Origin of the sequence: Burkholderia sp. E168m23 (assembly GCF_016586125.1) — a bacterium.
GTDB classification, from domain to species: Bacteria; Pseudomonadota; Gammaproteobacteria; order Burkholderiales; family Burkholderiaceae; genus Burkholderia; species Burkholderia orbicola.
Window position 1 is genome coordinate 1 of the sequence record NZ_BCPP01001608.1, and the last position, 729, is coordinate 729.

Sequence of the window (729 nt, forward strand, 5' to 3'; positions counted from 1 at the left end):
GCCGCACACCGGTGAATCGGATTGCCCGGCGCGCCGTGCGACGCTGCCGGTCAGGGTCAGCGCTGCCCGACGAGCATGCCGCGCAAATCGCCGAATACCTGCTCCGGACCGAGTTCGCGCAGGCACTTCAGGTGGCCGAGCGGGCACTCGCGTTCGAAGCAGGGACTGCATTCGAGATGCAGCCATTGTACCTTCGCCAGGTCCGACAGCGGAGGGGTGTGGCGCGGATCGGTCGATCCGTACAACGCGACGAGCGGCCGGCGCAACGCGGCGGCGACGTGCATCAGCCCCGAATCGTTGGTGACGACCGCGTTCGCGCGCGCGATCAGCGCGCATGCCTCGGACAACGACGTCTGTCCGCACAGGTTGCGCACGTTCGGCGCGTGGTCGGCGATCGCCTGAGCGGCCGCGGCATCCTTCTGCGAGCCGAGCGCGACGATCTGCGTATACGGGAACGACTGGTGGACGATGGTCGCGAGCGTCGCGAAGTGCTCGGGCGGCCAGCGCTTGGCCGGGCCGTATTCGGCGCCGGGGCAGAACACGACGAGCGGCTTGCGCGTATCGAGATTGAAACGTGCGGACACGCGGGCCGTCTCGTTCAGGTCGGCGTCCAGGCGCGGGGCGGGCAGCGTCTTCATCGACTCGGGCAGCTTCGCGCCCGGCGCGTACGCAAGCGCCGCGTAGTGAGTCGTCATCGGCGGCCGCTCGCCCGACTTGTCGGGGTTCCGT

The 729-nt window shown here is 69.4% G+C and carries 1 protein-coding gene; it reads right to left on the minus strand.

Translation table 11 applies throughout. The features are described from left to right. Positions 1–56: 56 nt before the first annotated feature. Positions 57–729 (minus strand): lipopolysaccharide heptosyltransferase II (waaF, locus tag JMF90_RS39185; RefSeq protein ID WP_201326560.1); only part of this gene is annotated, 673 nt, incomplete at its 5' end.